Source organism: Streptomyces sp. NPDC049837, assembly GCF_040674455.1.
GTDB lineage: Bacteria > Actinomycetota > Actinomycetes > Streptomycetales > Streptomycetaceae > Streptomyces.
This window is the reverse complement of sequence record NZ_JBFAMP010000002.1, coordinates 361,004-382,160: the sequence shown is the minus strand read 5'-3', so window position 1 is coordinate 382,160 and position 21,157 is coordinate 361,004. Positions and strand designations below refer to the sequence as shown.

The 21,157-nt window shown below is 72.8% G+C and carries 21 protein-coding genes; 12 read left to right on the top strand and 9 right to left on the bottom strand.

What is annotated here, in order from left to right:
- The first annotated feature begins 8 nt into the window (after window positions 1-8).
- A complete protein-coding gene (locus tag AB0J57_RS06290; protein ID WP_366126817.1) occupies window positions 9-485 on the top strand; it encodes a (2Fe-2S)-binding protein in 477 nt (158 codons plus the stop codon).
- Between the two features lie 22 nt (window positions 486-507).
- Here AB0J57_RS06290 and AB0J57_RS06285 read toward each other — a convergent pair whose 3' ends face one another.
- The gene (locus AB0J57_RS06285; protein ID WP_366126816.1) at window positions 508-849 is read right to left on the bottom strand and encodes a helix-turn-helix domain-containing protein; all 342 of its coding nucleotides are present in this window, start codon (window positions 847-849) and stop codon (window positions 508-510) included.
- Window positions 850-946: 97 nt separating this feature from the next.
- Here AB0J57_RS06285 and AB0J57_RS06280 point away from each other — a divergent pair, with 97 nt between their 5' ends.
- Window positions 947-1,828 carry an NAD(P)-binding domain-containing protein gene (locus tag AB0J57_RS06280; RefSeq protein ID WP_366126815.1) on the top strand — a complete coding sequence of 294 codons (882 nt, stop codon included), beginning with the start codon at window positions 947-949 and terminating at the stop codon, window positions 1,826-1,828.
- Window positions 1,829-1,876: 48 nt separating this feature from the next.
- On the opposite strand, the gene AB0J57_RS06275 is transcribed toward AB0J57_RS06280, so the two are convergent.
- Window positions 1,877-2,548 carry a helix-turn-helix domain-containing protein gene (locus tag AB0J57_RS06275; RefSeq protein ID WP_366126814.1) on the bottom strand — a complete coding sequence of 224 codons (672 nt, stop codon included), beginning with the start codon at window positions 2,546-2,548 and terminating at the stop codon, window positions 1,877-1,879.
- A gap of 93 nt (window positions 2,549-2,641) precedes the next feature.
- Between AB0J57_RS06275 and AB0J57_RS06270 the strand changes: the two genes are divergently transcribed.
- On the top strand, window positions 2,642-3,478 hold the full coding sequence (locus AB0J57_RS06270; RefSeq protein ID WP_366126813.1) for a class I SAM-dependent methyltransferase: 837 nt from the start codon (window positions 2,642-2,644) through the stop codon (window positions 3,476-3,478).
- On the opposite strand, the gene AB0J57_RS06265 is transcribed toward AB0J57_RS06270, so the two are convergent.
- Window positions 3,443-4,513, bottom strand: a complete 1,071-nt coding sequence (locus tag AB0J57_RS06265) for a saccharopine dehydrogenase NADP-binding domain-containing protein (RefSeq protein ID WP_366126812.1) — start codon at window positions 4,511-4,513, stop codon at window positions 3,443-3,445. The genes AB0J57_RS06270 and AB0J57_RS06265 overlap by 36 nt on opposite strands.
- Before the next feature lie 104 nt (window positions 4,514-4,617).
- On the opposite strand from AB0J57_RS06265, the gene AB0J57_RS06260 reads away from it, so the two are divergent.
- The 7 genes from AB0J57_RS06260 (at window position 4,618) to AB0J57_RS06230 (ending at window position 11,470) form a co-directional block, all read left to right on the top strand.
- Window positions 4,618-5,580: a helix-turn-helix domain-containing protein gene (locus AB0J57_RS06260; RefSeq protein WP_366126811.1), complete on the top strand. Its 963-nt coding sequence runs from the start codon at window positions 4,618-4,620 to the stop codon at window positions 5,578-5,580.
- 102 nt (window positions 5,581-5,682) lie between these two features.
- Window positions 5,683-6,402 carry a siderophore-interacting protein gene (locus AB0J57_RS06255; RefSeq protein ID WP_366126810.1) on the top strand — a complete coding sequence of 240 codons (720 nt, stop codon included), beginning with the start codon at window positions 5,683-5,685 and terminating at the stop codon, window positions 6,400-6,402.
- A 54-nt stretch (window positions 6,403-6,456) separates the two neighbouring features.
- Window positions 6,457-7,113 (top strand): isochorismatase family protein, encoded by a 657-nt coding sequence (locus tag AB0J57_RS06250; protein ID WP_366126809.1) that lies wholly within the window; start codon window positions 6,457-6,459, stop codon window positions 7,111-7,113.
- A gap of 53 nt (window positions 7,114-7,166) precedes the next feature.
- Entirely contained in the window at window positions 7,167-8,198 is a 1,032-nt protein-coding gene (argC, locus tag AB0J57_RS06245; RefSeq protein WP_366126808.1) for an N-acetyl-gamma-glutamyl-phosphate reductase, read from the top strand.
- 88 nt (window positions 8,199-8,286) lie between these two features.
- Window positions 8,287-9,441: a bifunctional glutamate N-acetyltransferase/amino-acid acetyltransferase ArgJ gene (argJ, locus tag AB0J57_RS06240; protein ID WP_366126806.1), complete on the top strand. Its 1,155-nt coding sequence runs from the start codon at window positions 8,287-8,289 to the stop codon at window positions 9,439-9,441.
- A complete protein-coding gene (gene argB, locus AB0J57_RS06235; RefSeq protein ID WP_366126805.1) occupies window positions 9,438-10,295 on the top strand; it encodes an acetylglutamate kinase in 858 nt (285 codons plus the stop codon). Before argJ ends, argB begins: the two co-directional genes overlap by 4 nt.
- The gene (locus tag AB0J57_RS06230) at window positions 10,292-11,470 is read left to right on the top strand and encodes an acetylornithine transaminase (protein WP_366126804.1); all 1,179 of its coding nucleotides are present in this window, start codon (window positions 10,292-10,294) and stop codon (window positions 11,468-11,470) included. The genes argB and AB0J57_RS06230 overlap by 4 nt, the downstream gene beginning before the upstream one ends.
- Window positions 11,471-11,591: 121 nt before the next feature.
- On the opposite strand, the gene AB0J57_RS06225 is transcribed toward AB0J57_RS06230, so the two are convergent.
- The 6 genes from AB0J57_RS06225 to AB0J57_RS06200 form a co-directional block, all read right to left on the bottom strand.
- The gene (locus AB0J57_RS06225) at window positions 11,592-12,086 is read right to left on the bottom strand and encodes a GNAT family N-acetyltransferase (protein WP_366127163.1); all 495 of its coding nucleotides are present in this window, start codon (window positions 12,084-12,086) and stop codon (window positions 11,592-11,594) included.
- Window positions 12,087-12,271: 185 nt separating this feature from the next.
- On the bottom strand, window positions 12,272-12,511 hold the full coding sequence (locus AB0J57_RS06220; protein WP_366126803.1) for a hypothetical protein: 240 nt from the start codon (window positions 12,509-12,511) through the stop codon (window positions 12,272-12,274).
- Complete coding sequence (locus tag AB0J57_RS06215) at window positions 12,508-14,085, bottom strand: amidohydrolase (RefSeq protein ID WP_366126802.1); 1,578 nt, start codon at window positions 14,083-14,085, stop codon at window positions 12,508-12,510. Before AB0J57_RS06215 ends, AB0J57_RS06220 begins: the two co-directional genes overlap by 4 nt.
- Window positions 14,086-14,098: 13 nt before the next feature.
- Window positions 14,099-14,947, bottom strand: coding sequence for an ABC transporter ATP-binding protein (locus AB0J57_RS06210; protein ID WP_366126801.1), 849 nt, complete (start codon window positions 14,945-14,947; stop codon window positions 14,099-14,101).
- Entirely contained in the window at window positions 14,944-16,068 is a 1,125-nt protein-coding gene (locus AB0J57_RS06205) for an iron chelate uptake ABC transporter family permease subunit (protein ID WP_366126800.1), read from the bottom strand. The genes AB0J57_RS06210 and AB0J57_RS06205 overlap by 4 nt, the downstream gene beginning before the upstream one ends.
- On the bottom strand, window positions 16,065-17,135 hold the full coding sequence (locus AB0J57_RS06200) for an iron chelate uptake ABC transporter family permease subunit (protein WP_366126799.1): 1,071 nt from the start codon (window positions 17,133-17,135) through the stop codon (window positions 16,065-16,067). The genes AB0J57_RS06205 and AB0J57_RS06200 overlap by 4 nt, the downstream gene beginning before the upstream one ends.
- Window positions 17,136-17,370: 235 nt before the next feature.
- Here AB0J57_RS06200 and AB0J57_RS06195 point away from each other — a divergent pair, with 235 nt between their 5' ends.
- Together AB0J57_RS06195 and AB0J57_RS06190 are read left to right on the top strand one after the other, a co-directional pair.
- Complete coding sequence (locus AB0J57_RS06195; RefSeq protein WP_366126798.1) at window positions 17,371-19,068, top strand: ABC transporter ATP-binding protein; 1,698 nt, start codon at window positions 17,371-17,373, stop codon at window positions 19,066-19,068.
- Window positions 19,069-19,142: 74 nt separating this feature from the next.
- On the top strand, window positions 19,143-20,945 hold the full coding sequence (locus tag AB0J57_RS06190; protein ID WP_366126797.1) for an ABC transporter ATP-binding protein: 1,803 nt from the start codon (window positions 19,143-19,145) through the stop codon (window positions 20,943-20,945).
- Window positions 20,946-21,157 lie beyond the last annotated feature (212 nt).

The window sequence follows — 21,157 nt, the reverse complement described above, 5'->3', positions numbered from 1 at the left end:
GAGATCCCGTGCCGGAACACACTTTCCGCCTCAACGGCGAGCAGGTCACCGTGGACGTCGCCGACGACGTCCGGCTGTTGTGGGTGCTGCGCGACATCCTGGGCGTGACCGGACCGAAGTACGGCTGCGGCATCAACGTCTGCAAGGCGTGTACGAGCCACCTCAACGGCAAGGCCGTCAACCCCTGCGCGGTGCCGGTCAAGGACCTGCGGCCCACCGACGAGGTCACCACCATCGAAGGGCTGCCGGCCACGGTGGGCGCGGAGCTGCACCCGATGCAGCGGGCGTGGCTGGACCAGGACGTGGCCCAGTGCGGCTACTGCCAGCCCGGCCAGATAATGGCCGCCGTGGCGCTGGTCCACCGACTCGCGGAGGAGGGCCGCGAGGTGACCGAGGACGACCTCGACGGCATCCGCAACATCTGCCGCTGCGGCACCTACCCCCGGATCCGCGCAGCGATCAAGGCGGGTGCGAAGGACATGTGACGGTGATCGCGCGGACGGCCGGTCAGCCCGTCCGCGTCCGCTCGCGTCCCCAGGCGGCCAGCGGCTCCAGCGCGTCGTTGAGGCGCCTGCCGTCCTCGGTCAGCGAGTACTCGACGCGTGGCGGCACCTCGTCGTAGGAGACGCGGTGCACCACGCCGTCCGCTTCCATCTCACGCAGGTGGGAGGCGAGCACCTTCTCGGTGATCCCCGGAACCAGCCGGCGCAGCTCGCCGAAGCGGCGGTGGGGGTGCTCGTGGAGCGCCCAGAGGATCAGCACCTTCCACTTGCCGCCGATCACCTCCATCGCGGTGTCGATCCCGCAGACGTGTCCCTCCGGTGTGCCCGGCCGGTTCAGCGTCGTCATGCCCCCGCCCTCCTGACGTGCTCGCTCACCCCGGGGTAACCACCCACTCCGAAGTGCGTACTTGATCACCTCCGGGCCTGCGACCAGCCTAATCGGCATGGCACAGAACACTGTTGAGAAGACCTCCGTCACGCTGCTGGGCCTCGGCGCGATGGGCACCGCGCTGGCCCGTACCTGGCTCGCCGCCGGCCACCCGCTCACCGTCTGGAACCGCACCCCCGCCCGCGCCGAGGCGCTCTCCGCCGAGGGCGCGCGGGTCGCGGACAGCGCCGCCGAGGCCGTCGCGGCGAGCACCCTGGTCGTCGTCTGTCTCCTGGACGACGCCTCGGTCGGCGAGGCGCTGGCCGGCACCGAGCTCGCCGGCAAGGACCTGGTCAACCTGACCACCAGCACCCCCGCCCAGGCCCGCGCCCGCGCCGAGTGGGCCCGCGAGCGCGGCGCCCGCTACCTGGACGGCGGGATCATGGCCGTCCCTCCGATGATCGGTGTCCCGGAGGCCGGCGGCTACGTCTTCTACAGCGGCTCGCGGGAGCTGTTCGAGCGGCACCGGGAGACGCTGGGCGTCCCGGCCGGCACCACCTACGTCGGCGAGGACGCGGGCTTCGCGGCCCTGCACGACGTGGCCCTGCTGAGCGCCATGTACGGGATGTTCGCCGGGGCGGCGCACGCCTTCGCCCTGATCCGCAAGGAGGACATCGACCCCGCGTCGCTGGCCCCGCTGCTCGCCGACTGGCTCGTCGCGATGGCCCCGGCGGTTCACCAGACCGCCGACCAATTGCGCAGCGGCGACTACACCAAGGGGGTCGTCTCCAATCTCGCCATGCAGGTGGCCGGGACGCCGACCTTCCTGAGCACCGCCGAGCAGCAGGGCGTCAGCCCGGAGCTGCTCAACCCCTACTTCGAGCTGATGCGCCGCCGCTTGGCCGAGGGCAGCGGCGAGGAGGACCTGACGGGCGTGATCGATCTGCTGGTGCGCTGACCGGCCGTTTGCCGGGCAGTCCTCGTCGTACGGCTGTGCCCCGCACTTTCACCACACGCCCGGGCCGGACGGCGTTCGCCACGCGAACCAGTCGGGAAACGCGGCCACCATGCCGGGGTCCCCGTCGAGCCGGATGAGGCCCGCGCGGGTGGCGGCCCGGAGGGTGGTGGTCGCGGCCACGACCCGGTGCATCTCGCCGAGATCACCGGTGACCCACAGGTCGACGTCGTACCCGGGGTGCTGACGACATGCGCTGACATCCCCGCGCGCCAGCACCAGCCAGGCGCGCTCCCCGGGCTCACCACGTGGGGCGAACTCCACCACCACCCGCCGCCCGGGCAGGCTGGCCGGGCGCACGTACTGGCGCAGGCGCCACAACAGCCGGCCGATGTCGAGCTGTTCGGGCTCCGGGTCGCCGAAGCACCAGCGTCGTGCCCAGTCGCCGAGCTGCCACACGAGCGGTTCGAGCTGTGCCCCGGACTCGGTCAGCCGGTACGCGGGACGGTCGTCGTCGTCGAGCGTGCGGGTGAGGAGCCCTCGCGACTCCATGCGGCGCAGCCGCGCGGAGAGCAGGGTACGGCTGATGCCCGGCAGGCCGCGGTGGATGTCGTTGAACCGGCATGAGCCGAGCAGCAGTTCACGCAGCACGAGCAGCGTCCACCGGTCACCGACGGCTTCGACCCCGGCCGTCACCGGGCAGTACTCGATCCCCCGCCGCACCGCTCTCCTCCAGTCCAGTTCTTGTACCGCCGAAAGCCCTTCAGAGCATAGGACCTTGGTGTCGGACAGCCGCCGACGAGAGAGAGCGCCACTGTGTCCGAGACCTCCGTACCCTCCGCAAGCCCCACAAGCTCCGCGACCCGCGCCGCCTCCACCTGGGCGGCCGGCGACTATCCCGCCATGGCGCGGCGCCTGGTTCCCGTGGCCGACCGCGTCATCGCCGCCGCCGGGGTCGCGCCGGGGACGACCCTGCTGGACGTCGGCTGCGGCACCGGCAACGCCGCGCTGGCGGCGGCGCGCCTCGGCGCGGTCGCGACCGGCACGGACCCCACGCCCGAACTCCTCGCCGTCGCGGCCCGGCGGGCCCGCGAGGAAGGTCTCCCGGTCACCTGGCAGGAGGCATCCGCCGACCGGCTCACCGGCGTCCACGACCGGGTGGTGTCCGTCTTCGGCGCCATGTACGCACCGGACCCGCGCCGTGCCGCGGCCTCCATGGTGGAACACTGCGCACCGGGCGGACGGATCGTCTCGGCCGCCTGGACGCCGGACGGCTTCATGGCCGCCGCCAGTCGCGCCATGGGCCGGTACCTGCCTCCGCCTCCCCCTGACGCCGGGCCTCCCACCCACTGGGGCGACGCGGACAAGGTGCGCGAGTGGTTCGCCGCACCGGAGGCCGGCGGGGCGACCGAGATCGCCACGTCCACCGACCACGTACGGCTCGCATTCGCTTCGCCCATCGAGGCGGCCGAGTTCTGGGTACGCACGGCCGGTCACCTCCAGGCCGAACGGCGCCGCCTGGAGGCGTCCGGCGCATGGCAGGCCCTGCACCACGACCTGGCGGCGCTCTTCACCGAGTGGAACAGGACCCCGGGGTCGGGCGTGGAGGTCGAGTCGTCATACCTGCTGGCCGTGGTCACCCGCTCGGTGTGATTCAGCCGGGCCCGGTTCGAACGACAGGTGCGGGGAGAGCGAGCGCAGGAAGTCCGGCGCGTCGAAGATCTCTCCCGCTGTGACGACCCCCGTTTCCTCGACCTGTCCGTCGAGGATTCGGGTGACCGCTTCGACGGCGAGGGGGGCGCTGATCGCGTAGATGTCCTGGCCGCGGGCCACGGCACGGCGCTGTTCGGCGCCGGAGCGCACGACGACGTCGACGAGGAAGGTCTGGGCGGAGCGCCCGCGCTCGTCGACCGGCACGGGCGGCGTGGCGTCCGGAGCCAGTACGTCCCTGACGGCCTCGACCGTCATGCAGGAGTGGATGGCCGAGGTCTTCAGGTGGCGCGGGATGGTCACACTGTCCGCGGTGATGAACTCCCCCAGCACGGCGCGCTCGCCGACCGGTGCGGGGAAGGACCACCGGCCGGTGGGCGCCTGGTCGGTACGGAGTTCCAGGCGGCCGTCCACGAAGACGAGGCGCCGGCTGCCGCGCCGGGCCCGGGAGACCTGGCTGGACTTCCGGGTACCGGCCGTGGGGTGCCAACTGTTCAGCGCATAGGCGAGGAACACCTCGTCGGCGTGCGTCCAGGCGCCCATCGCCGCGGTGACCAGCAGGTCGCCCAGGCCGCCGTAGAACGCCACGGCCGGGACGACGAGGAGCCCCGCTTCGCGGACCCGCTCGTCGAAGTGGGCGAACGTGTCGGCCACCGCTTCCACCTCCGCCGCGACATCGACGTAGGGGATCCGTGCCCGCAGCGCCGCCTCCACGACCGGCGCGGTCGTCGCGGCGAAGGGACCGGCGCAGTTGATCACGGCCGCGGCGCCGGCCAGCGCGCGATCGAGCGACACCGCGTCGTCCACCGACGCCACCCGCACTTCCGGGCCGGGGAACGACGCCGCGAGCGAGCGGAGCCTGCCGCTGTCGCGCCCGGCGAGTATCGGGGTCAGGCCCCGCTCCAGCAACGCCGCCACCACGAAGCGCCCGGTGTGCCCGTATGCACCGAAGACCGCCACCGCCCGAGTCGAGCCCATCACATTCCCCTTGTCGTACGCGAATGATCCACTGGGGCCATCGTTCTCGCACCGGGCAGCGGGCCGTGAGTGGCGGCAATGACACCACTCGTACACTTTCGGACATGAGGACAGTCGCACTGGCCGTCACGGCCGGCGTACCGCACTTCGAACTCGCCACCGCCTGCGACGTGTTCGGTGTCGACCGCTCCGACCTCGTCGATCCCTGGTACGAGTTCACCGTCTGCGGCCCGGCCAGCGTGCCGGTCGGTGACCGGTTCCATCTGGAACCGGACCACGGACTCGACCACCTGGTACGCGCCGACACGGTGATCGTCCCCGCGTGCGCCGACCCCGACGAGGACCCGCCCGCCGAGCTGGTCGACGCCGTACGCGCCGCCTACGAGGCGGGCGCCCGGGTGGCGTCCCTGTGCACGGGCGCGTTCCTGCTGGCCGCGGCCGGGCTGCTGGACGGGCAGCGGGCCACCACGCACTGGATGCACGCCGCGCAACTGGCCGCCAGGTACCCGCGGGTGCGGGTCGACGCGGACGTCCTCTACGTCGACAACGGCCGTGTCCTCACCTCCGCCGGCAAGGCCGCCGCCATGGACCTGTGCCTGCACCTGGTCCGCCTCGACCACGGCTCGGCCGTCGCCAACCAGGTGGCCCGCCGCCTGGTCGTGCCGCCGCACCGGGCCGGCGGCCAGGCCCAGTTCGTCGCCACCCCGCTGCCCGAACCCCGCGACCACTCCCTCGCCGACCTGCTGTCCTGGGCCATGCGGCGCCTCGACCAGCCGCTCACCGTGGAGCAGTTGGCCCGCCGGGCGAACATGAGCTCCCGCAACCTGGCCCGCCACTTCACCGCCATCACCGGCACCACACCCCTGCGCTGGCTGCTGACCCAGCGCATCCAGCGGGCCCAGGAGCTGCTCGAAACCACCGACGACACCATCGACGCGATCGCCGCCGCCACCGGCATGGGCACCGCCACGACCCTGCGCCGCCACTTCAACCGCACGGTGGGCGTCCCTCCGGACGCCTACCGGCGCACATTCCGCAGCGCCCGCCCGGACGACGCCGCCGGCTGACGCCCACCACCACGTCCGCCGACCGGCGCCCCCGCCACCACATCGATGGAGCTTAGGTTAGGCTGACCTAACCGTAGACTCGTTCGGGAGAGGGAGACCGCCGTGGGGCATGGCTGGGAGGGCGTGGTCCTCAGGTTGATGCGCGGCAAGGACTTCACGTTCACCGTGCGGTCCACCGAGGAAGTGGCCGACCGGTACCGCAGGCTGCGCCTCACCGACGGCGGCATGCTCGCCGCGATCGGGACGCACCCCACCATGTGGGTGCGGCTCTGGTTCGACCACGCGGGCAAGCCGCACCAGCGCGCGTACACGGTGGTGGACCCGGACCCGGCCGGCGGGACGTTCAGCCTGGAGTTCGCGCTGCACGAAGGCCGCGCGAGCGACTGGGCGCGTACCGCGCGGCCGGGTGACACGATCGAGGCGACCGTCCAGGGGACCGGCTTCTCCGTGCCCGACCCGCTGCCGTCACGGCTCCTGGTGGTGGGCGACCCGGCCTCGCTGCCCGCCATCAACTCGCTCCTGGACTCCATGCCGCTGACGCCCGCCACGATCTGGTTCGAGGTGCCGCACCCCTCGGACGCGGACCTGCCGCTGCGGTGCGACGCCGCACATCACGAGGTGCACCTCATACCGCGCCACGACAACGGCGCCCGGCTGATCGAGACGGTACGGTCCACCCTCCCCGGCCTCCTGGACGACGGCTCCTACGTCTGGATCGCCTGCGACACCGCCACCACCCGGGCCCTCGCCTCGTACGTGCGCAAGCAACTCGGCGTCCCCAAAGAACGGCTGCACGCCCTGGGTTACTGGCGCGCGGCCTGATCGCGATAAGGTTAGGCTAAGCTAAGTTCAGGATTCGTCAGGGGAGGAGAACCCATGGGCTTGCCGGTCATCGGGGCCTATCCCATGCCCGATCGCTCCGCGATCCCTCCCTCCTCCGTCCCCTGGACCATCGACCCGGCACGGGCCGCGCTGCTGGTCCACGACATGCAGAACCACTTCGTCCGGGCGTTTCCGGCGGGCCGCTCGCCCGTGGTGGAGCTCGTCGACAACATCGCCGCCCTCCGCGAACTCGCGCGCACCCTGGGGATGCCGGTGGTCTTCAGCGCCGAACCGGCCGGGCAGGAGCCCGGCCGGCGCGGGCTGCTGGCGGACGTCTGGGGTCCCGGGATAGGCGACGAGCCGGACGCCGCCGAGATCGTCGCGCCCCTCACCCCACGGCCCGGTGAACATCTGCTGGCCAATGTGCGCCAGAACGCCTTCCTCCGCAGCCACCTCGGCAGACTGCTGAGGTCCGAGAACCGGGATCAGCTCATCGTCTGTGGCGTGTACGCGCACCTCGGCGTCCTGCTGACCGCCGCGGACGCCTTCATGCACGACATACAACCCTTCGTCGTCGCCGACGCGGTGGCCGACTTCTCCGCCGAGGAACACACGATGGCACTGCGGTGGGCCGCGCGCAGCGGCGTGGTGTGCACCACCGACGGACTGCTGCGCGACCTCCTGATCGGCAGGTCGACACACCAGGCGTGACGGCACATCGACACATCAGGCCGAGCAGGCAAGCACGAAGAGAGACGACGAACATGACGGTACGGGCCGCGGTGGCCGGAGCGAGCGGCTATGCCGGCGGGGAGATCCTCCGCCTGCTGGTGGCGCACCCCGAGGTGGAGATCGGCGCGGTCGCCGCGCACAGCAGCGCGGGCCGCACGCTCGGGGAGGTGCAGCCGCACCTGGCCGCCCTCGCGGACCGGGTCCTCGTGGAGACCTCGGCGGCGGCGTTGCGCGGGCACGACGTGGTGTTCCTGGCCCTGCCGCACGGGCAGTCGGCGGCGCTCGCCGAGCGGTTGGCACCGGAGACCCTGATCGTGGACTGCGGCGCGGACTTCCGGCTGCGCGACGCGGCGGACTGGGAGCGCTTCTACGGTTCGGCCCACGCCGGGACCTGGCCCTACGGGCTTCCCGAACTCCCCGGCGCGCGTGAGGAGCTGAAGGGCGCGACCCGGGTGGCCGTACCCGGCTGCTACCCGACCGCGGTGACCCTGGCGCTGTACCCGGCCTTCGCCGCGGGCCTGGTGGAGCCGGAGGCGGTGATCGTCGCGGCGAGCGGCGCCTCGGGGGCGGGACGTGCGGCCAAGCCGCATCTGCTGGGCTCCGAGGTGATGGGCGCGATGAGCCCGTACGGAGTCGGCGGCGGCCACCGGCACACGCCCGAGGTGGCGCAGAACCTGTCACGGGTGGCGGGCGAGCGGGTGACGGTGTCCTTCACGCCCACCCTGGCGCCGATGGCCCGTGGCATCCTCGCCACCTGCTCGGCGCGCGTTCGTCCGGGAGCCACCGGTGCGCGCGAGGTGCGGGCGGCGTACGAAGCGGCCTACGCCGACGAGCCGTTCGTACGGCTGCTGCCGCCCGGCCAGTGGCCGTCGACCGCCGCCGTACTCGGGGCGAACACCGCGCAGGTGCAGGTGACGGTGGACGAGCACGCCGGCCGCCTGATCGCCGTGAGCGCGATCGACAACCTGACGAAGGGCACCGCGGGTGGCGCGGTGCAGAGCATGAATGTCGCCCTGGGCCTGCCGGAAGGGCTGGGCCTGCCCACGAATGGAGTGGCTCCGTGAGCGACGCACGCGCAGCCGCCGGTCTGCAGTCGACGACGATGCCCGCGCCTCTGCGCTGCGCGGGCGGAGAAGCGAACGGAGAAGCACAGTGAGCGTGACCGCTGCACAGGGATTCCTCGCGAGCGGTGTGGCCGCCGGGATCAAGGAGTCCGGTGACCCCGACCTCGCCCTGGTGGTGAACCGTGGCCCGTCGCGCGCGGCGGCCGGGGTGTTCACCTCCAACCGGGTCCAGGCGGCACCGGTCCGCTGGTCCCGGCGCGCGCTGGCCGACGGCCGGATCTCCGCCGTCGTCCTCAACTCGGGCGGCGCCAACGCGTGTACGGGCCAGGCGGGCGCCGTCGACGCCCGGCTGATGGCCGAGCGTACGGCGCGGGAGCTGGGAGTGGACCCGTACGAGACCGCGGTGTGCTCCACCGGGCTCATCGGTGTGCTGCTGCCGATGGACAAGGTCACGGCGGGCATCGGCGCCGCCGCGGCCCGGCTGTCGCCCGAGGGGGGCGAGGACGCGGCCGTCGCGATCAAGACGACGGACTCGGTGCACAAGACGGCGGTGGCCTCCGGCCCCGGCGGCTGGACGGTGGGCGGCATGGCGAAGGGCGCGGGCATGCTCGCGCCCGGACTGGCCACCATGCTGGTGGTGCTGACGACGGACGCGGACGTGAGCGCGCCCGCCCTCGACGCCACGCTGCGGCAGGCGGTCCGTACGACCTTCGACCGGGTGGACTCGGACGGCTGCATGTCCACGAACGACACGGTGCTGCTGCTCGCGTCGGGGGCTTCGGGGGTGACGCCGGACGCGGCCGACTTCGCCGGGGCGGTGCACACGGTGTGCCTGGACCTGGCACGGCAGTTGACCGCGGACGCGGAGGGCGCCTCGAAGGAGATCGAGGTGGAGGTCGTCGGCGCGGCGTCGGAGGGGGACGCCGTGACGGTGGGCCGCTCCGTGGCCAGGAACAACCTGCTCAAGTGCGCGCTGCACGGGGAGGACCCGAACTGGGGCAGGGTGCTGTCGGCGATCGGTACGACGGACGCCGTGTTCGACCCCGACCGCCTGGACGTGGCCATCAACGGCGTCTGGGTGTGCCGGGACGGCGCGGCGGGCGAGTCGCGCGACAAGGTGGATCTGTCGGGACGCCGGATCAGGATCACGGTCGATCTGCGCTCCGGTGACGCGTCGGCGGTGATCTGGACCAATGACCTGACCGCCGAGTACGTCCACGAGAACAGCGCGTACAGCTCATGAGCGCGGAGGTGTCGCGGCTGGAGGAGTTCCGGGGCCGCACGGTCGTGATCAAGTTCGGCGGCAACGCCATGGTCGACGAGGACCTGAAGCGGGCGTTCGCGCGGGATGTGGTGGAGCTGTGGCGGGCCGGGGTGCACCCGGTCGTGGTGCACGGCGGCGGACCGCAGATCAGCGCGTTGCTCGACCGGCTGGATCTGGAGGTCCGCTTCGAGGCGGGACTGCGGGTGACCACTCCGGAGGTCATGGACGTGGTCCGGATGGTGCTGACGGGTCAGGTCCAGCGGGAGCTGGTGGGACTCATCAACCGTCACGGGCCGTTCGCGGTGGGGATGACGGGCGAGGACGCGCACACCATGACGGCCGTGAAGCGGGTGGCCTGGGTGGACGGCGAGCCGGTGGACATCGGGCTGGTCGGCGAGATCGTCGAGGTGAACCCGGACACCGTGCGGGCCCTGCTGGACCAGGGGCGCATCCCGGTGGTGTCTCCCGTGGCGCGGGGCGCCGACGGGCAGGTCTACAACATCAACGCCGATCTGGCGGCGTCCGCGCTGGCGGTGGCCCTCGGCGCGGAGAAGCTGGTGATGCTGACCGACGTCGAGGGACTGTACGCGAACTGGCCGCACAGTCCCGAGGTGATCGAGCACCTGACGGCCGGTGAGCTGGAGAAGCTGCTGCCGGAACTGGCGAGCGGGATGCTCCCCAAGATGGAGGGGTGCCTGCGGGCCGTCCAGTCGGGTGTGCGCATGGCGCACGTCCTGGACGGCCGGGTGCCCCACTCCGTCGTACGGGGCGTCTTCGCCGACGAGCACTCCGGCACCACCGTGGTGCCGGACCCCGAGGAGGACCACGCATGACCGCCGACCGCGGCGAGGGGCTCACCGAACGCTGGCGTGCCGTGATGATGGACAACTACGGCACTCCCCCGCTGGCTCTCGTCAAGGGCGAGGGCAGCACCGTCTGGGACGAGACCGGGCGCGCGTACCTCGACTTCACCGGCGGGATCGCCGTGAACACGCTGGGGCACGCCCACCCGGCGGTGGTGTCGGCGGTGAGCGCGCAGGTCGCCCGGCTCGGTCATGTCTCCAACCTGTACGTCGCCGAGCCTCCGGTCGCCCTGGCGGAGCGGCTGCTGCGGCTGCTGGGAAGACAAGGGCACGTCTTCTTCGCGAACTCCGGGGCGGAGGCGATCGAGGCCGCGTTCAAGATCGCCCGTCGGACCGGACGGCCCCGTCTGGTGGCGGCCCAGGGCGGTTTCCACGGCCGGACGATGGGGGCGCTCGCCCTGACCGGGCAGCCCGCGAAGCGCGAGCCGTTCCTGCCGCTGCCCGGCGAGGTGACCCACGTGCCCTTCGGCGACGTGGCGGCGCTGCGGGCGGCGGTCACGGAGGAGACCGCGGCCGTCTTCATCGAGCCCGTGCAGGGGGAGGCCGGTGTGATCCCGGCGCCCGAGGGGTACTTGCGGGCGGCCCGTGAGATCACCCGGGCCACCGGCACGCTGCTGGTGCTGGACGAGGTGCAGACCGGCATCGGCCGCACCGGTCGCTGGTTCGCCCACCAGGCGGTGGAGGGCGTCGACCCCGATGTGGTGGCCCTCGCCAAGGGGCTGGGAGGCGGCCTGCCGATCGGCGCCACGGTGGCGTTCGGCGCGGCGGCCGGCCTGCTGACGCCGGGGCAGCACGGCTCCACCTTCGGCGGGAACCCGGTGGCCTGCGCCGCCGGTATCGCCGTTCTCGACACCATCGAGGCGGAGGGGCTGCTCGCCCATGTCACGCGGGTGGGCGAGCGGTTGCGGCGCGGCATCGAGGAGCTGAAGCATCCGATCGTGCGGGAGGTGCGGGGCGCCGGCCTGCTGCTCGGTGTGGTCCTCGCCGAACCGGTCGCCCCGAGCGTCCAGAAGGCGGCGCAGGACGCGGGCTTCCTCGTCAACGCCGCGGGCCCCACGACACTGCGGCTGGCGCCGGCGCTGACGGTCGGCGAGGCGGAGGCGGACGCCCTGCTGGAGGCGTTGCCGGGCATTCTCGACGCCTGAGCGGACGGAGCGTACGTCACGGAAAAGCCTGAGCGGACGGAGCGTACGTCACGGAAAAGAGGGGCTGGTCCGGAAGTCGGTTTCCGGGCCGGCCCCTCGCGCGTGTGGGCGCGCCACAGGTTCAGAGCACGCGGGCGAGCACCCACGAATTGCGGCGGGGGTCCAGGGAGTTGGCCCAGGCGGCGGGTGCGAGGCGCGCGCTGGCGGGTGCGAAGCCGTGCCGCAGGAAGAGGTCGCCGCCACCGGTCGTCGCGGTGAACAGCGCGTACAGCGACTGGGCGGTCGCCCTGGCCAGCGCCGCGCGCATGAGCAGTTGGCCCACCCCGCGGCCCTGCCGGTGCGGTGCGACGCAGAAGTTGTAGAGGACGCCCGTGGGCCCCCGGCCGCCGGCCGGGTCGGCTCGGTGGACGCGCAGGCCCAGACAGCCGTCGAGGGTGCCGTCGGGGCCGTCCACGACCAGGAAGTCGGCCGCGTCCGCGGCGTAGAGGGAGCGGGGCCGCTCCCGCAGGGCGCCGGAGCGGACGAACGGCCGCGACAGGGCCTCCAGAGCGGCGGCGTCCCCGGCGTGCGCCGATCGTACGGAGAGCGGGGTGTGCGGGGCGGTGCGGGCCGGCAGGGTGCCGAGGCGCGGGGTGGCCGTGATCAAGGGGGTCCCTTCCTTCGGTCCCACCGCGTCGCGGGAAGAGTGCCGGCCCTCGCGGCACCTGGGACACCAGACGCCACTAAGGCTAGCCTTACCTAACGGACTTGCCAAACGCGCGGCCCGGCCTTTGACGCGAGTACGCCCGGCACATGTGCGCGCTACGCGCAGGGCCGGCCCGGGTAGTCGTCGCTCTCGGGCACTCCTGCCGCGCGCATGCGACGCACGACCTCGCGCAGGGTGGCCTCGTCGTCCACGTACACGGGGCAGTTGATGTCCCGGTCGAAGACCGTCGGGCCCTCGGTGGTGTTCCAGATGACCCAGCGGTACGGGAGCGACGGCGCCCGCCACAGGTCGGCGTGGTCCTCGATGGCGTCGGTCTCCACACTGATCAGGCTCATCGTGCTGACTCCTCGGTCTTCCGGCCGTCGACGAACGTCGACACCACTTCGATGTCACCGATGCGTGACGTGCTGACGCGTCGCGGGTCGTCCCCCAGCACCACCAGGTCGGCACGCCTGCCCGGGGCGAGCGTGCCCGCGCTGTCGTCCCAGTGGCAGGCGAAGGCGCCGGCGACGGTGTACGCGCGCAGGGCCTCGTCGACGGTGACGCCCTCGTCCGGGCCGATCACCTGCCCCGACTCGGAGGCCCGCTCGACCATGAACTGGACGGCCCGCAGCGGTGAGCCGTCCGTGACGGGACGGTCGGAGCTGCCCACCAGGGTGACGCCGTGGTCCAGGAAGCCCCTCCCCCGGTACAGCCAGGGGGCCCGCTCCTCGCCCATGATCGCGGCGTAGTCGTCGCCGAAGTAGCGCAGGAAGTTGGGCTGGACGACCGCCGCCACGCCGAGCCGTGCGAAGCGCGGGAGCTGGTCGGGCCGGATCAGGCCGGCGTGCTCGACGCGGTGCCGGGCCTCCGGACGCGGCCGGACGCGCTGCGCCCGCTCCAGGGCGTCCAGGGCGAGGTCGGCCGCGCGGTCGCCGATGGCGTGGACGGCGAGCTGCCAGCCGGCGAGGTGGCCGTCCACGATGGTGTCCGCGATGCGCTCCGGGTCGTCCTGGAACTGCCCGGTGTGCTCCATCCCGTGGTACGGCCTGGTGAGTGCGGCGGTACGGGCCATCATGCCGCCGTCGGTGTAGATCTTGAGCGCGCCCATGGAGAGCCAGTCGTCGCCGAACCCGGTGCGCAGGCCGAGGTCCAGAGCGCGCGGGATGCCGTCCGACTCGTGCGCGGCGACGGGGCCCAGCGTGTCGCCGGCCGCCATGAGCTGCACCCGCAGGGGCAGCCGGCCCTGGTCGCGGAGGAGTTGGTAGGCGCCGAGCTCGACGGGGCTGTGGCCCAGCAGGCCGCCCCCGATGCCCGCTTCGGCGCAGGCGGTGACGCCTTCCCTGAGACATTCCCGGCCGGCCCGCTCGATGGCGTCCGCGAGTTCGGCCTGGGAGTACGGCAGCCGCAGCCGCCGGGCGGCGGTCATGGAGCTCTCGGCGAGGAAGCCGTTCTCGTGGGGGACTTCGGCGGGCAGCAGGTCCAGCACGGCGCTGTTGACGACGCAGCCGTGTCCGGAATCGTGCATCAGGAACACCTTGTGCCCGTGGCTCACCTTGTCGAGCTCGGCGGCGGTCAGGTGGCGCCCCAGGCCCCGCTGGTCGTACCCGGCGACGTCCACCCAGGCGCCGGGCGAGCTCTTGCGGGCGACGGCCTCCTCCACGACGGCGAGTACGTCCTCGACCCGTGTGCAGGGTGCGACGCTGGGCGTACTCGCCTTCAGGCCGGTCCAGGCCAGGTGCACATGGCTGTCGATGAACCCGGGGAGCACGGTGGCGCCCTGGAGGTCGATCACCTCGCGCGCGGGCAGCGAGGTCACCGCGTCGTCCAGGCCCACGATCCGGCCACGCCAGATGCCCAGGTCGTGGGCGACGGGGTGGGCGGGGTCCATGGTGACGATGTTCGCGTTCGTCAGCCGTGTGCAGAGCATGGGCGGTCCGTCCCTAGGGGGTTTCCGCCAGGGCGGCGTCGCCGGCCATGGCGGGGCGCTTGCGGGCGGTGGGCACCATCAGCGGCGTGCCGGTCTCGGGGTCGTCGATGATCCGGCAGGGCAGCCCGAACACGTCCTCGACCAGCTCGGCGGTCATCACCGTCGCCGGGTCGCCCTCGGCGGCGATGACGCCGCCGGGCTTCAGCACCACCAGGTGGGTGGCGTACCGGCACGCCTGGTTGAGGTCGTGCAGGACCGCGACGATGGTGTGGCCCTTGCGCTCGTGCAGATCGGCGCACAGGTTCAGCACCTCGATCTGGTGGGCGATGTCGAGGTAGGTGGTCGGTTCGTCGAGCAGCAGGATGGGCGTCTCCTGCGCCAGCACCATGGCCAGCCAGACGCGTTGCCGCTGGCCGCCGGAGAGGTCGTCGACGGGCCGGTCGGCCAGTTCCAGTACGCCGGTCTGCCGCATCGCCTCGACGACGGCGGTCTCGTCCTCGGCGGACCACTGCTTCAGCATCCGCTGGTGCGGATAGCGGCCGCGGGCCACCAGGTCCCCCACGGTGATGCCACCGGGCGCGGTCGACGACTGCGGGAGCAGACCGAGCCTGCGCGCGACTTCGCGGGAGCGGTACGAGGAGATGGCGGCCCCGTCGAGGTACACCTCGCCGGCCTTGGGCCGCAGCATCCGGGCCAGCGCCTTGAGCAGGGTGGACTTGCCGCACGCGTTGGGGCCGATGATCACCGTGAAGGAGTGGTCCGGGATGACGACCCCGAGGGAGGTGGCCACGGTCCGCTGCTCGTAACAGAGTGTCAGGTCCTCGGCGCGCAGCCGGGCGGTCGGGGGGATCGTCGCTGTCATGCGCGGCTCCTTCGCGATTCCGTGACCAGCAGCCAGATGAGGTACAACCCACCGATGGTGCCGGTCGCCGTGCCCACCGGAAGGAGAGCGGGTGAGAAGGTGCGCTGCACCGCGAGATCGCTCCCGGCCAGCAGCAGGGCGCCCATGAGGGCGGCCGGGACGAGCCCGGGGCCGGAGGACCTGATCAGCTTGCGGGCGAGCTGCGGGGCGGCCAGCGCGACGAACCAGATCGGGCCGGTCACCGCGGTGGCGAACGAGGCCAGTGCGACGCTGATGAAGAGCAGCGCCATCCGGGTGCGCGGCACGTTGACGCCGAGCGCCATCGCGGTGTCGTCGCCCATCTCCACCATGGAGAGCCGGCGGGCGAGCCCGAAGGCGAGCGGGAGCAGCACCGCGACCGCGATGCCGATGGCGGCGGCGTGGTCCCAGCCCCGGCTGTTCAGACTGCCGATCAGCCACGCCTGGGCCTCCAGCGCCTCCTGCCAGCTCGCCCGGGTGATGAGGTAGGAGTTGACGGCGAGCAGCAGGGCGCTCACACCGATGCCCATGACGACGAGCCGGAACCCGTGCATTCCGGTGCCGAACACCAGCAGGTAGACCAGGGCGGCGGTGGCCAGCCCGCCGATCAGGGCCCCGATCGCGATCTGCGTCATGCTGCCGTGGAGCACGACGATGACGAGCAGCGCTCCGGTCGCCGACCCGTTGGTGAAGCCGATGATGTCGGGACTGCCGAGCGGGTTGCGGGTCAGGCTCTGGAGGATGGCCCCGCTGACCGCCAGCGCCGCGCCGACGCACAGCGCGGTCACGAGCCGTGGCATGCGCAGGGTGTTGACGATGAAGTCCGCGCCGCCCGACCCGTTGCCGGCCAGCGCCTGGAGCACCTCCGTGACGGACAGCTCGAAGTCCCCGGTGGTCAGGGTGATGCCCATGACCGCGATGAGCGCGACCAGCAGTGCCGCCGTCACGGCCAGGGCGCGGCCCTGGACCCGCAGGGACAGCCGGCCCGTCCGGGTACGGACGACGAGGCCGCTCACCACGCGGGGCTTGGGGACGTCCACGGAATCGTTCACCTTGTCGGTCGCCTGGGTCGCGGAGGTCCTGGCCTCCCGTACGGTGTTCACAGCATCGCCAGTTGACGGCGGCGGCACAGCGCGATGAACAGCGGTGCGCCGATGAACGCGGTGACGATGCCGACCTGGACCTCGCCGGGCGCGCCGAGCACCCGGCCGAGGGTGTCCGCGCCGACCAGCAGGATCGGCGCGATCAGCATGGAGTACGCCATCACCCAGCGCTGGTCGGGGCCCACGATGAACCGGGCCATGTGCGGCACGACGAGGCCGACGAACGTGATCGGTCCCGCCGCGGCGGTGGCGGCGCCGCACAGCAGCATCACGGCGACGGCGCCGAGCACCCGCGTCCGGCCGACGTTGACGCCCAAGGCGCGGCCCATCTGGTCGCCCATGGCGAGGGCGTTCAGCGACGGGGCGAGCGCCAGGGCGATCACCAGACCGATGACGACGAAGGGCAGGACGACGTACACGACGTCGTAGTTACGGCCGGCGAGGGCGCCCACCGTCCAGAACCGGAACTGGTCGAAGGCCCTCGGATTGAGCAGCATCACCGCCGAGTTGAAGGCGTAGAGCACGGCCGTGACCGCCGCTCCCGCGACGACCAGCCGGTCGGGGGTCGCCAGCGTCCGCCCCGAGGAGCCCAGCAGGTAGACCACGAAGGACGCGATCGCCGCGCCGAGGAAGGCGAACCACACATAGCCCAGTGCCGAGCCCACGCCGAGGAACGCCATGGCCACCACCACACCGGTCGAGGCGCCCAGGCTCACGCCGAGCAGGCCGGGATCGGCGAGGGGGTTGCGGGTCAGCGCCTGCATGAGGGCGCCCGAGAGGCCCAGCCCCAAGCCGACCAGGAGGCCCAGCAGGGTCCGGGGTATCCGGTAGTCGTGGATGATGACCGAGGCTTCCGACCCGTCGGGCTGCCACAGCACGCTCCACGTCGAGGTGAACGGGATGTCCCTGGTTCCCACCCACACGCTCAGCAACGCGATCAGGAGCAGCGCGCCCAGGCCCACGAGGAGCCCCGCGCCCCGCAGCGCCGCCACCGCGGTGCGGCGCGTCGAAGGCGCGGCTGGATCGTCGGCACCCCTCTCGGATGCCGTCCGGTCCTCGACCGACAACAAGAATTACCCCCCGGCGGCAGATCGCGCAGCGCGCATAAATGTTATGTACACACAAGAAAGGCTGACTTAGGCGAGCCTAACCGAACCCGCGACACAGGGTCAACGGCCGTGCGTTTTCCGCCAGTACGAGAGCGGGCGGCAGAGCTGCCCACTGGGCGGACGGGAAGCTTGGCGCCACCCCTGATTAGAGTAGCCTTACCTAACCATCCAACCATCTTCGCGGAGGTACCGCATGCTCGAAGGAGGACCGACGGGGGGCCACGTCCTCCGGAGGGCGATCGGGAGCCAGCGTCGCCGCATCGCCGGGGCATCGCTCCTCGGCATGACGCACCAAGTATGCGAGGCGATGGTCCCCGTCGTCATCGGCGTCATCATCGACGAAGCGGTGGCGACCGGTTCCTCCGGCGCGCTCCTGCGCTGGCTGCTGGTGCTCGCCGCACTCTTCTTCGTCCTGTCCAACTGCTACCGGACCTCGGCCCGGATCACGGACGGGGCCAGCGAACACGCCGCCCACCGGATACGCCTCGAACTCGGCACCAGGGTGCTCCACCCGCGCGGCGGAGCGGACGCGGGCCGGCTGCCCGGCGCGCTGACCTCCATCGCCACCGGCGACGCCAAGCGGGTCGGCGCGGTCGCGGCCGCGCTGCCGTACGCCGTGTCGGCGGTCGCCGGACTGGCGATCAGCGCGGTGACCCTGCTGCGGATCTCGGTACCGCTGGGCCTCCTCATCCTGCTCGGTGTGCCGCCCCTGCTGTGGCTGGGCCACCGGATCAGCCGGCCCCTGGAGCGGCGCAGCGAGGTCGAGCAGGAGCACGCCGCGCACGCCTCCGGCGTCGCCGCCGACCTCGTCGCGGGCCTGCGGGTCCTCAAGGGCATCGGCGCCGAACCGGCAGCCGTGTCCCGCTACCGGCAGACCAGTCAGGACTCGCTGGCGGCGGCGCTGCGTGCCGCCCGGAGCCGGGCCTGGCACGCCGGCGCGGTGCTCTGTCTGACCGGCATCTTCATCGCCGTCATCGGGCTGGTCGGCGCGCACCTGGCGATCCGCGGCTCCATCAGCGTCGGCGACCTGGTGGCGGCCGTGGGGCTCGCGCAGTTCCTGCTCGGCCCCTTCCAGCTCCTCACCTACGTGAGCGCCGAGTTCGCCCAGGGCCGCGCCTCGGCCGGCCGGATCGCGGAGGTCCTCGCGTCGCCCTCCGCCGTACCGGCGGGCTCGGCCACGCCGGCCCAGCCGGTCGCCGGGCGGCTCAGGCTGCGCGGGGTCACGCACGGCGCGCTGCACGGCGTCGACCTCGACATCGAGCCCGGCGACTTCGTCGGCGTCGTCACCAAGGACCCGGCCGCCGCGACCGACCTGCTGCTGTGCCTGGGCCGGGAACTCGACCCCGCGGAGGGCGAGATCGAGCTCGACGGCGTATCCCTCGCCTCCCTCGACCCCGACGCCGTGCGCGGCGCGATCCTGGTCGCCCACCACGACGCCGACCTGTTCGAAAGCAGCCTGCGGGACAACGTCCTGGCCGGGACGGACGGCGACACGGTGGACATCGAACCGGCGCTGTCCGCCTCCGCGGCGGACGACGTCGCGCGTGCCCTGCCCGAGGGCGTGGACACCATGCTCACCGAGCGCGGCCGGTCCCTGTCCGGCGGACAGCGCCAGCGCGTCGCGCTGGCCCGGGCCCTGGCGGGCGATCCCCCGGTCCTGGTCGTCCACGACCCGACCACCGCCGTCGACACGGTCACCGAGTCACGGATCGCGGCCCGCCTGCGGGAGCTGCGCCGGGACCGCACCACGATCCTGGTGACCACCAGTCCCGCCCTGCTCGCCGTGACGGACCGCGTCGTGGTCCTCGACGGCGGCACCGTGAGCGCGGACGGCCGCCATCCGGACCTCGTCGCCGCCGACGAGGCGTACCGCTCGGTGGTACTGGCATGACGGCGGCCACGGACGCGGCAGTGAACGACGAAGGCGTGCACGGCAACCGTGCGAACAATGGAGGACCGGAACCGATGAGCGGAACCAGCACACGGGCCGCCGGCCCGGACCGCGAGCTCCTGCCGATCGCCACCGGCGCCCAGACCCTCGCCGTCGTGGGCGAGCTGCTGCGCCGCCACCGGCTCCTGGCGGTCTCGGCCGTGACCGTGCTCCTCATCGGCACCGGCATCGGCATGCTGACCGCCCCGCTGCTCGGCCGCATCGTCGACCTGGTGATCGACCGGCGCGGCCCCGGCTCGCTGACGCTGCCGATGGTCCTGCTCATCGCCGTCGCCATCGGCAGGGGCGTGGGCACCGCGATCGGCAGCTCCCTCGTCGCCCGGCTCGGCGAGAGCATCCTCGCGAGCCTCCGCGAGCGGTTCATCGAGCGGGCGCTGCGGCTGCCACTCGAACGCGTCGAGAAGGCCGGTTCGGGCGACCTGACGTCCCGGGTGACCGGTGATGTCACGCTGATCACCAAGGCGGTGCGCCAAGCGCTGCCCGAGTTCAGCAGCGCCCTGCTCACCATCGGCCTGACGCTGACCGGCCTCGCCGTGCTGGACTGGCGCTTCCTGCTCGCCGTCCTGCTGGCCGTGCCGATCCACGTGCTCACCGTGCGGTGGTACATCCCCCGCTCCACACCCGTGTACGCCGAGCACCGGGTGGCGACCGGCGCCCTCCAGCACCAGCTCCTCGACAGCGTCGGCGGCGTACGGACCGTTCGCGCGTTCCGGCTGAACGGCAGGCACGCGGGGCTGCTGGAGCAGCGGTCGCAGGAAGCCGTCGGCCTCGCCCTGAAGGGCATCCGGCTCTACTCGGGATTCTTCTCGCGGCTCAACATCGCGGAGTTCGTCGGCCTGACGGCAGTCCTGGTCACCGGCTTCCTGCTGGTCGACAACGGTTCGGTGAGCATCGGCACGGCGACCGCGGCGGCGCTGTACTTCCACAGCCTGTTCAACCCCGTCAACGCCGCGCTCTTCCTGATCGACGAGGCCCAGTCGGCCGGCGCGAGCCTCGCCCGGCTGGTCGGCGTGTCGAGCCTGCCGGCCGAGCGGGAGCCCGACGGGTCGGCCGCACCGGTGGACGGTTCGGTGAAGGTGACCGCGCTGAGCCACGCGTACGTCTCCGGGCACCAGGTGCTGAGCGACGTCGACCTGGAGGTGCGCTCCGGGGAGCGGGTCGCGCTGGTCGGCGCCAGCGGGGCCGGCAAGACGACACTGGCGAAGCTCATCGCGGGCGTCCACCAGCCGTCCGGCGGCTCGATCTCCCTGGGCGGCGTCGACAGCCGGGAGCTCGGCCCCGACGGCATCCGGCGGGCGGTGACGCTGATCAGCCAGGAAGTCCACGTGTTCGCCGGTCCGCTGGCCGAGGACCTGCGGCTGGCCCGGCCGGACGCCACCGACGAGGAGCTGCGCGCCGCGCTCGCCCGGGTCGACGCCCTGGGCTGGGCGGAGGCGCTGCCCGACGGCCTCGGCACCGTGGTCGGCGAGGGCGGGCACCGGCTCACCGTGACCCAGGCCCAGCAACTGGCCCTGGCCCGGCTCGTCCTCGCCGATCCCCCGGTCGCGATCCTCGACGAGGCCACCGCGGACGCCGGCAGCGCGGGCGCCCGCACCCTGGAGACGGCCGCCCTGCGCGCGCTCGAAGGCCGAACGGGCCTGATGGTCGCCCACCGCCTCCCCCAGGCCGCCACCGCCGACCGCGTCGTCGTCCTCGACCAGGGCCGCGTCGTCGAGACCGGCACCCACGAGGAACTGGTGGCCGCGGGCGGCCGCTACGCCGCCCTGTGGTCCGCCTGGTCCGACAGCCGCCGCCAGCCGGACGGCGCCACGTCCTGACACCCGTCACCAACGCGTAAGGCCCCTGGGGGATCCCCCAGGGGCCTTACGCGTTCCTCCGCGCCGGGCCGCCGCTCCTGCCGAGCCGACATGCGCGGTGCAACACGCCGTTGGACGCGCGGGCCACGCACTGCCGGGCACCGGCATGGCCCCCGCGACACGCCGCCGGACGCGCCGACCGGGCGCGGGGACCGGCCCGGTGCACGGGCCGG